General features: G+C 36.0%; 9 protein-coding genes, 1 other RNA gene and 2 pseudogenes. All 12 read left to right on the top strand.

Going from position 1 to position 9,409, the window contains the following annotated elements; all coding sequences use genetic code 11:
• Positions 1–292: pseudogene (locus FB379_RS09250) on the top strand (UPF0236 family protein); the annotation flags it as partial.
• A 234-nt stretch (positions 293–526) separates the two neighbouring features.
• The gene (secG, locus tag FB379_RS09245) at positions 527–760 is read left to right on the top strand and encodes a preprotein translocase subunit SecG (RefSeq protein ID WP_063386955.1); all 234 of its coding nucleotides are present in this window, start codon (positions 527–529) and stop codon (positions 758–760) included.
• Between the two features lie 154 nt (positions 761–914).
• Complete coding sequence (locus tag FB379_RS09240; protein ID WP_063386954.1) at positions 915–1,661, top strand: alpha/beta hydrolase; 747 nt, start codon at positions 915–917, stop codon at positions 1,659–1,661.
• A gap of 30 nt (positions 1,662–1,691) precedes the next feature.
• On the top strand, positions 1,692–3,974 hold the full coding sequence (rnr, locus tag FB379_RS09235) for a ribonuclease R (protein WP_144597782.1): 2,283 nt from the start codon (positions 1,692–1,694) through the stop codon (positions 3,972–3,974).
• Between the two features lie 133 nt (positions 3,975–4,107).
• On the top strand, positions 4,108–4,581 hold the full coding sequence (gene smpB, locus FB379_RS09230) for an SsrA-binding protein SmpB (protein WP_063386953.1): 474 nt from the start codon (positions 4,108–4,110) through the stop codon (positions 4,579–4,581).
• Positions 4,582–4,690: 109 nt separating this feature from the next.
• Positions 4,691–5,021: a transfer-messenger RNA gene (gene ssrA / locus FB379_RS09225) on the top strand.
• Between the two features lie 1,142 nt (positions 5,022–6,163).
• On the top strand, positions 6,164–6,319 hold the full coding sequence (locus FB379_RS18455; protein WP_158640179.1) for a hypothetical protein: 156 nt from the start codon (positions 6,164–6,166) through the stop codon (positions 6,317–6,319).
• Positions 6,320–6,347: 28 nt separating this feature from the next.
• Positions 6,348–6,707 (top strand): annotated as a pseudogene (locus FB379_RS09220) (ABC transporter permease); the annotation flags it as partial.
• 102 nt (positions 6,708–6,809) lie between these two features.
• Positions 6,810–7,100, top strand: a complete 291-nt coding sequence (locus FB379_RS09215; RefSeq protein WP_144597781.1) for an uberolysin/carnocyclin family circular bacteriocin — start codon at positions 6,810–6,812, stop codon at positions 7,098–7,100.
• A gap of 5 nt (positions 7,101–7,105) precedes the next feature.
• Positions 7,106–8,242: a hypothetical protein gene (locus FB379_RS09210; RefSeq protein WP_144597780.1), complete on the top strand. Its 1,137-nt coding sequence runs from the start codon at positions 7,106–7,108 to the stop codon at positions 8,240–8,242.
• Positions 8,239–8,727, top strand: coding sequence for a stage II sporulation protein M (locus tag FB379_RS09205; RefSeq protein WP_144597779.1), 489 nt, complete (start codon positions 8,239–8,241; stop codon positions 8,725–8,727). The genes FB379_RS09210 and FB379_RS09205 overlap by 4 nt, the downstream gene beginning before the upstream one ends.
• Positions 8,728–8,744: 17 nt before the next feature.
• Complete coding sequence (locus FB379_RS09200; RefSeq protein ID WP_130156805.1) at positions 8,745–9,353, top strand: ATP-binding cassette domain-containing protein; 609 nt, start codon at positions 8,745–8,747, stop codon at positions 9,351–9,353.
• Positions 9,354–9,409: the final 56 nt, after the last annotated feature.

The raw sequence follows: 9,409 nt of genomic DNA, 5'->3' as shown, positions 1-9,409 counted from the left end.
TCGGGTGAAATACCGCCGCAGTTGGACAGACAAGGGACTCGGGGCGTTTTTCAAGGCAATGATTGCCCGGATGGATGGGATTCGTCTTTTCGGACGTCGTTTAGGAGAAGAATCGTCGCAGCCGGCAGAGGAAACGGCGTCGACGGCATCCACCAAACAGACGATCGTGAACAAGGCGAAACAACGCGTCCGCCGTCTTTGGCCGGAGATCACGCGGAATAACGTGCCATATTTACAGCAATCGTCCGGGACACCGATCTATCATGCCCTGTCTGAATTCAAGGGATGGTAAAAAAAGGTGTACATATTCGTCCGTCATGGCAAGGGATGAGAGTCCGAAAGCGCTTACGGATGAAATTCAAAAAAATGGTTCGCTAACCTATGACTTACATCTATTTTCAGCGAACCAAAAAAATTCCCACAAAGTCTTGACTGACTCCTGAATGGATACGCTATTGTGTAATGAGCCAATTTATGATACATTAAAACTATTGTAATGTGCGTTTTTTTAGGAGGTGGAGTGGACATGCATACTCTGCTTGTCATACTATTAGCAATTGTATCTATTGCGCTGATCGCTGTGGTGATACTGCAGTCTGGAAAAAGTGCTGGATTATCTGGAGCCATTTCCGGCGGTGCTGAACAGCTTTTTGGGAAGCAAAAAGCGCGTGGAATAGATTTAATCTTACATCGTATTACAATCGTTCTTTCTGTGTTATTTTTTGTTTTAGCAATTGCTGTTTCATGGTTTGGATTATAATAGCTAGAAAGGTCTGTCAAACAGGCCTTTTTTCTATGGGAAATTAAAGCAGTTGAATGAACAATGTTTTTGGTATATAATGGAATTTAAGCTTTTTTCATACTACAGTTCGTTGTAAAAAATAAAGAATTTAAAAAGAGAAGGAGATTTTAAAATGAAAGTTTTACCGCCGAAACCTTTTACGTTTGAAGGTGGGAATCGTGCTGTACTGCTGCTTCACGGCTTTACTGGAAATTCAGCAGATGTGCGGATGCTTGGGCGTTTTTTGCAAGATAAAGGGTATACTTGTCATGCCCCTCAATATAAAGGCCATGGGGTTCCTCCGGAAGAATTGGTTCATACCGGTCCCGATGACTGGTGGCAAGATGTGATGGGCGGCTACGAACATCTGAAAGACTTAGGTTTTAAAGAAATTGCAGTTGCCGGTTTGTCTCTTGGAGGAGTTTTTTCCTTAAAACTGGGATACACTGTACCTGTAAAAGGAATTATTCCAATGTGCGCCCCGATGTATATTAAAAGCGAAGAAACGATGTATAAGGGGATTTTAAAATATGCTCGCAAATATAAACAATTTGAAGGAAAGCCGGAAGAACAGATTGAGGCGGAAATGGAAGAGTTTCAAAAAACACCAATGAAAACGTTGAAAGCTCTGCAGCGTTTGATTTCTGATGTGAGAGAAAATGTCGATATGATTTATGCCCCGACATTTGTGGTTCAGGCGCGCCACGATGAAATGATCAATCCGGATAGTGCAAATATTATTTATAACGAAGTAAGCTCAAATATAAAAAAAATCAAATGGTATGAAGAATCGTCGCATGTTATTACGCTTGACAAGCAGCGAGATGAACTGCATCAGGACGTCTATGAATTTTTGGAGAGCCTTGATTGGCAGGAGTAAAAGGAGGTTATCGTATTGGCAGAACCCGATATGCAATTAGCTGAAAGGCTTCTTTCTTTTATGAAGGAAGAGGCTTATAAACCTTTGACTGTGGAGGAATTAGAAGAAGCTTTTCAGCTAGAGGACGCAGACGAATTTAAAAAGCTGATTATTACTTTAAATAAGATGGAAGAAAAAGGCCTCATTGTGCGAACGAGAGCAAATCGATACGGTGTTCCAGAAAAAATGAATTTGATCCGCGGAACACTGGTTGGACATGCCCGCGGATTTGCTTTCGTTGAACCGGATGAACCAGGTTTTGATGACGTGTTCATTCCGCCCGGCGAGCTGAATCATGCGATGCATGGAGACAAAGTTCTTGTGCGGCTAAGCCCGAAAACAAGTGGAGCGAGACAGGAAGGCACGGTCATACGCATTTTGGAAAGAGGAATAAAGGAAATTGTCGGAACATATACGGAAAGCAAAAACTTCGGATTTGTCATACCTGACGACAAAAAGATTGTCAATGACATTTTTATTCCGAAAAATGCATCAAATGGGGCGGTTGAAGGTCATAAAGTAATTGTCCGACTCACGTCATATCCTGAAGGACGAATGAGTGCAGAAGGAGAAGTCGTACAAATTTTAGGCCATAAAAATGATCCTGGCGTCGATATTTTATCAATCATTCATAAGCATCAGCTGCCATTGAGCTTTCCGGATGATGTATTAAAGCAAGCAAACGAAACACCTGATGAGATTAAGAGCGAGGAAATCAAGAACAGACGAGACCTTCGCAACGAATTAATCATTACTATTGATGGTGAAGATGCAAAAGATTTGGATGATGCCGTAACAGTAACAAAGTTAAATAACGGCTGCTATAAGCTTGGCGTGCATATCGCAGATGTCAGTTATTATGTAAAAGAAGGAACTCCGATTGACAGAGAGGCATTTGCACGCGGGACAAGCGTATATTTAGTTGATCGCGTCATTCCGATGATACCGCATCGTTTATCAAACGGAATTTGTTCCTTGAATCCGAAGGTGGATCGTCTGACATTATCGTGCGAAATGATTGTGGATGAATATGGGAACGTAGTTCAGCATGATATTTTTCAAAGTATTATTCGCTCCGCTGAGCGGATGACTTATTCAAATGTCAATAAAATTTTGATTGAAAAGGATGAACAGCTTCGGGAAAAATATCAAGAAATTGTTCCCATGCTGGAGGATATGGCGGAGCTTGCGGCGATTTTACGGAAAAAAAGAATGCTTCGCGGAGCTATCGATTTTGATTTTAAGGAAGCGAAAGTTTTGGTGGATGAGAAAGGCAAACCGTATGATGTCATTATTCGGGAACGATCTGTAGCGGAACGGTTAATTGAAGAATTTATGCTGCTTGCCAATGAAACAGTAGCAGAACATTTTCACTGGTTAAATGTACCGTTTATATATCGAATTCACGAAAAACCGAATGAGGAAAAACTAAGACGTTTCTTGGAATTTATTGCAAATTTTGGTTATGTTGTGAAGGGAACAGGAAACAATATTCATCCGCGCGCTTTGCAGCAAATTTTAGATGAAGTACGGGGAAAACCTGAAGAAATGGTGATTTCAACTGTCATGCTTCGGTCTATGAAGCAAGCGAAATATCATCCGGAAAGCGTCGGGCATTTCGGATTGTCGACCGAATTTTACACCCATTTTACTTCCCCGATTCGCCGTTATCCCGATTTGATAGTTCATCGACTCATTCGCAAATATTTGCTTGAAGGGAAAATAGACGAAAAGACACAGATGAAATGGGCATCAATTTTGCCGGAAATTGCAGAACATTCTTCCAATATGGAACGGCGGGCTGTTGATGCGGAGCGTGAAACGGATGATTTGAAAAAAGCAGAATTTATGCTGGATAAGATTGGGGAAGAATTTGATGGAATCATCAGTTCTGTCACAAACTTCGGCATGTTTGTCGAGCTCCCGAATACTGTTGAAGGTCTCGTTCATGTAAGCTATATGACGGATGATTACTACCATTATGATGAACGTCATTATGCGATGATCGGCGAAAGAACGGGAAATGTTTACCGCATCGGCGATGAAATTACCGTCCGCGTTGTGAATGTTGATAAAGAGGAACGATCCATCGATTTTGAAATTGTCGGCATGAGAAAAAAACGAAAAAAATCAACACGGCCTGAAACGGTGAAGGTGATTAAGAGCAAACATCAGGAAGAAGAGGAAGAATGGTCAACGAGACCGCCGAAATCAAAAAAGAAAAAGTTTTATAAAAACGTATCGAAAAAGAAGCGGAAGAAGAAAAAGCGTTAAAGCGAGGCCAGATGTCTAAAAAACAAACTCATTGAAACAGCAAAATTTCACTTAAAAAAATCTTGATTGAGGCGAAAATGTTCATTTGCTATAATAATCTTTACCCCTAATTTTCACGAAAGGGTGACAGAGAATGTCAAAGGGAGAAGGGAAACTGATTGCTCAAAATAAAAAGGCGCACCACGACTATTTTATTGAAGAAACGTATGAAGCTGGGATCGTCCTGCAGGGAACAGAAATTAAATCGATTCGCGCCGGCCGCGCCAATTTAAAAGATGCGTTCGCAAGAGTGGAAAAAGGGGAAGTTTTTCTTCATAACATGCATATCAGCCCGTATGAGCAGGGAAATCGATACAACCATGAGCCGTTAAGAACGAGAAAGCTTCTTTTGCACCGAAGAGAAATCAATAAGCTGATCGGGGCCACAAAAGAACAGGGTTATTCATTAGTTCCGCTGAAGCTTTACATTAAAAATGGATTTGCGAAAGTGCTTATCGGGCTAGGAAAAGGGAAAAAGAAATACGATAAGCGGGAGGATTTAAAACGAAAAGAAGCGAAAAGAGAAATTGAACGGGCATTTCAACAAAAACAAAAAGGGATCTATTAATGATAACAATAAATGACAATTGAAAAATATATTGTTTTTGTTATAATAATATATGTCGTTGCCAGTTGAATATATTTCTCAAGCACTAGCTCGAATAAAACGGGGACGTTTTGGATTCGACAGGGATAGATCGAGCTTAAGCTGCGAGCCGGAGGGATCGTCTCCGTCATCAACGTCGCCTAAAGATAACTGGCAAACAAAACAACTACGCTTTAGCTGCTTAATGCTAAAGGCTCCTTTCTTCCATCGCCCATGTGGAGGAAAAGGGGTTCAACTTAAGTGGGCTACGCCCGATTCCGCCGTCTGAGGAAGAGGGAAGAGACGAATCAGACTAGCTGTCCGGATGCCTGCCGACAGGCTAAGGAACAGTGAAATGTTAAATATGTCGGATACGCTCGTAGATGCTTAAGTGGCGATATCTCTGGACGTGGGTTCGATTAGGAAATAGTCGCCTTGTGTGGCAACACACAAGTGAAAATCCGGCTTAATCGGTGAAACCTAAGTCGTTTCTGCGATATGGCAACACCGAGCGGTATGTGGAGCAATCCAACAGCCGTGTATCGACTCATAGGCTGCCTTCAAGGTAGTACTAGGATGCGAAATTCTGCCATACGGCAAATCTAAATTTCGCATAACACGCCGGAGGACCTGTTTAGGTTCAAGATATAGTCAGTGCCATTGCGAAAGCATGGATCAGCACGTCCCACCGTCTCCATTCTTAATATCCGATCGTTTCAGAACGAAAATCGTGAAACCATTGATACGACTGCGTTTGCGGTCGTTTTTTATTTTTCGAGAATCCGGAAGAATCCCGTAGAATTTGAAAAAATTTTGCATTGTATAGTTTCCCCATCGTTAGATCGACTTGGCGGGATTCTTGTAATATCTGTCACCCACTTCTCGTTTGGCTTTGACACGTGGAAATCTCGGTTTAGATGGTTGTTAATATTTTGATGAGATAAATTCATAGATGGAAAACCAAAATCTATGAAAAATTGTTATAACAGAAAATTTTCAAACATAAAAAGAAAATAAGTTTTATTAAAAAATTATGCAAATTTTATTTAATTTGTTTTATTATTTTCTTTTTTAATTTTTCAATTCTAATTAAATCTTTAAATTGTGAGATTAAATCTTTACGCACTGTTCGCTTTTATATCCTTTTTCCGTTCTCCACAATATCTAATCTCATATAAACCTGTTTTAATACAGTTTTAGCCTCATCTTCTGTCAAAGAATCTATGTTTTTTAAAACTTCATCGTATTGTTTTACCGCATTTTCATCGGCTAATTTTTTTTTTCAAACATCAAACTCCTCCTTTAAAATTTTTCTTTTTTTAGTTATTATTAACAGGAAAAAATGTAATGATATACTACTTTTACCTTAAATTGGGGGGTATAAAAAATGAATAATAAGTTGTTATTTGTAATTATAATGTCACTACCCAAAACATTCGTAGAAAATAACTATGAATAACGATATTTTGTGACTTTTAAAAAAGAAGTGGTTACGGATTACATTAGAGAAAAAGGTGGAAAAATCATATTATAATTTAATTAATAGTTTTAGGAGGTGTATTTTATGCTTTTATATTTATTATCTTTAATCATATGGATTTTACTTTTTCTAGAACTAAAGAAGAAAGAAGATATTAATACAAAAAAAATAGTGGTATTACTTTTAGCAGGTATTGTAATAACTGGATTTTTGGTAGTCTCACTCTATCAAAACTTATAGTTAATGCAAAAATAGAACAAGTGACAGAATTATGACATTTTTGATAGGAAGTATTTCCAGTATCTCATTAATCATTGGTGGTATTGGTGTAATGAATATCATGCTAGTCTCTGTCACAGAGAGAACAAGAGAAATCGGTATACGTATGTCTTTGGGTGCTACTCGTTTTCAAATTTTAACTCAATTTTTAATTGAATCTATCATAATAGGCATAATATTTGGTTTAAGTGGATCAGCATTAATTTCTTATTTTGTAGGATGGCCGTCATTGATATCTTTGCCAGTTATTATAATTGGAATACTTTTTCTATGCTTATAGGTGTAATTTTTGGGAATTCTGCCTGCAAGTAAAGCATCAAAAATGAATTCTGTTCAAGCCTTGGGATAAGAATAACAAAGTAGATTATTTAAATAATATATTTACTTATTGCGATTTTTTGTAAATAATGTTAAAATTATACATGAAAATTAGCAAAAGGAGGTTTTTATTATGGTAGAAACAAAAAATGGAAAGTCATTTGCAATTTTATCTCTTACGCTTCTTGCCATATCTATGGTTGCCTTGGCTATTGGTAATGCACCTTTTCTTGCAGGACAATTAGGTATCTCTACTGCATCTGCATGGGCTGTTGTTGATTTATTAGATAAATACCAATCGGTGACCTTTGTGATTTCGATTATTGGAGCAATAACTGGTGTTGGTTCTATAAGTTCAGCTTTACTTGCATCAGTCCTATATATATTAAAGAAAAAAGGAAAGGCTAAAGCGGCGGCTTTTTAAGAAAAATGGCAAAGAAGTTATTTAAATTACATGATCGAAGCTTATTAGGTTACCTCAATTATTTTGGGGTGATCTTTTTCTCTTTTTTAATTATCTTGACTTTAATTTTCTATCATAATAAAGTAGGCGCCAGTTACCTTTCCTTGTATTCTTCTATTTTTATATATATGATAGGGACAGCAAACATCAATCGATGTATATTACCTTATGGAAAACAACAGCCGGGGCTTGTAGCAATTTCTAATACATTACTATTGAAGCATTTGTTTTTCACAATTACAAAAGGATATGCTCTTCAATTATTTTTGGCATTTTTAATATCACTCACTTACATATTAGTATTAAAAGAGTATCTTGTCGTTATTTTCTCTTTGGGTGTAATTGTAATTTCATTTTTATCCCAACTGACATCTATCTTAGTCAAGCTTATTATCAGATTGACTTTTTTATTACAAATGTGGCTTATATTGAAATCATTAATAATTTTTTCTATCATTCTACTAATTATACAATTGTTTATCATCTTTATTTATCTTAATAATTATTATCGTATGCCATCTGGGGTTTCTTTCCTGAAAAAATCCGATAATAGCTATATTACTGGAAGTATGACACGGATTTTTTTATTATATGCAGCAAATAATAAAATACTTTTGATTTTACTTGGCATTATTGCATCTTTAATCCTATACTTTGGTCAATATTTTCTGAGTAATGTACCAGGAATTTCTGCGTTAATAATTATTTATATAAATTTTATTACTGTTTTGGAAATATTAATTGGGTCAAATAGGGAAGAAATCATGATTGATAAATCAAGAGTAGAAACAATACAATCTTCTTTAATTGTTAGCCCATATAAACGATTTAAAGCAAGTTCTATCTATTTGTATTCTTTGGCATTAATTTTAACAGCTATAATGGGGTTAATAGGAATCATCCTTAGTAATTCCGATATCACAGTAATTTTTAAAAGTGTTTTATCCATCCCTATAATTCTTCTGATAGGAATAGTATATTACAGAAAAACCGAATTGCTATTAATTGGTAATGAATCGAAAATATTAAAGTTTACTCTACCTATATTAATCCTAATATTAACCATACTTTTTACTATTGGATCAAAAGGAGGGACGAATTGATACAGAGAAGATTAAAAATATTTCTTATATACTATTTTTTCTATTGTATATTTGCTGTGAGTATTGGTGTTTATTTGGCATTTATATTAGATACGGATTTATTTATTTCAGAACCCCAAAAATTGGGGAAAGACTTTATGTTTCTTGTTTTAGAACATAACTTAAGAAACTTTATAATGTATATATTAGGTTTTCTCGTTTCTCCAATTCTACAGTTGACAGATTTTGCAGGTTCAGCTTTTCATATTGCAATCGCCTACAGAAACCTAGGTTCAGAAGAAACCATCAGCAAATTGATTCCACACGGGTTATTAGAATTTCCTAATATGTTACTTTATCAAGGAATGAGTCAGTATTTGCTTTTTACATTGCTTTTTACAAAATCTATTAGAGCTACTTTAAGTTTAATGAAAAAAATGATTCCTCTTTATTTACTATCATTAATCATATTAGTAATTGCTGCAGTGCTTGAGGGTTATTTTTAATAGAAAAGGAGATTACAGTGAGTATAGAATTTAAAGGCTGTACTAAAAAATTCAAAGAAAAAACGATATTAAGTAATGTTAACTTTACAATACAGAAAGGTCTTTATCATCTAAAAGGTCGAAACGGTGCTGGTAAAAGCACTGTTCTTAGAATGATTGCTGGCCTTGATAAGAAATATTTAGGTCAAATTGCTGTCAGCGGAAATTCTATTCTGTATTTAAATGTTGATCCAATTGGAATTCGCCCTTTTACAATTAGAGAAAATCTTGAGATTTTGTGGAATACCTTTAATATTAAGTTGTCCGAAGAGCAGCTCTCAAAAGTAGATGAGTTTTTTGATGGTAATTTGGACATATCATATAGTAAAGCATCTACTGGGATGAAAGCTAAAATAGGATTATCTTTAATTTTAGTGAAGGATTGGGAAGTTATACTAATTGATGAAGCCATGTCAACAATAGATTCAGAAAGTATCAAAATACTTTCTGAAAGATTAATAACTCTATCAAACAAAGCAACGATTATATATGTGTCTCATAGTATGATAAACAAAGAATTAATTGATAATTCGCGTGCTATTTATATAGAAAAAGGTGAACTTTCGTGGGAAAATATCCAAAGTTAATATCGTTTGTCTCGTTCATTCTATATGTATTACTAAATTATTATTTTTTATCCTTC

This window comes from Aeribacillus composti, from assembly GCF_007827555.1.
Taxonomy (GTDB): Bacteria; Bacillota; Bacilli; order Bacillales; family Aeribacillaceae; genus Aeribacillus; species Aeribacillus composti.
Note: the sequence above shows the minus strand (reverse complement) of the source record. Positions and strands in the feature narration are given on the sequence as shown.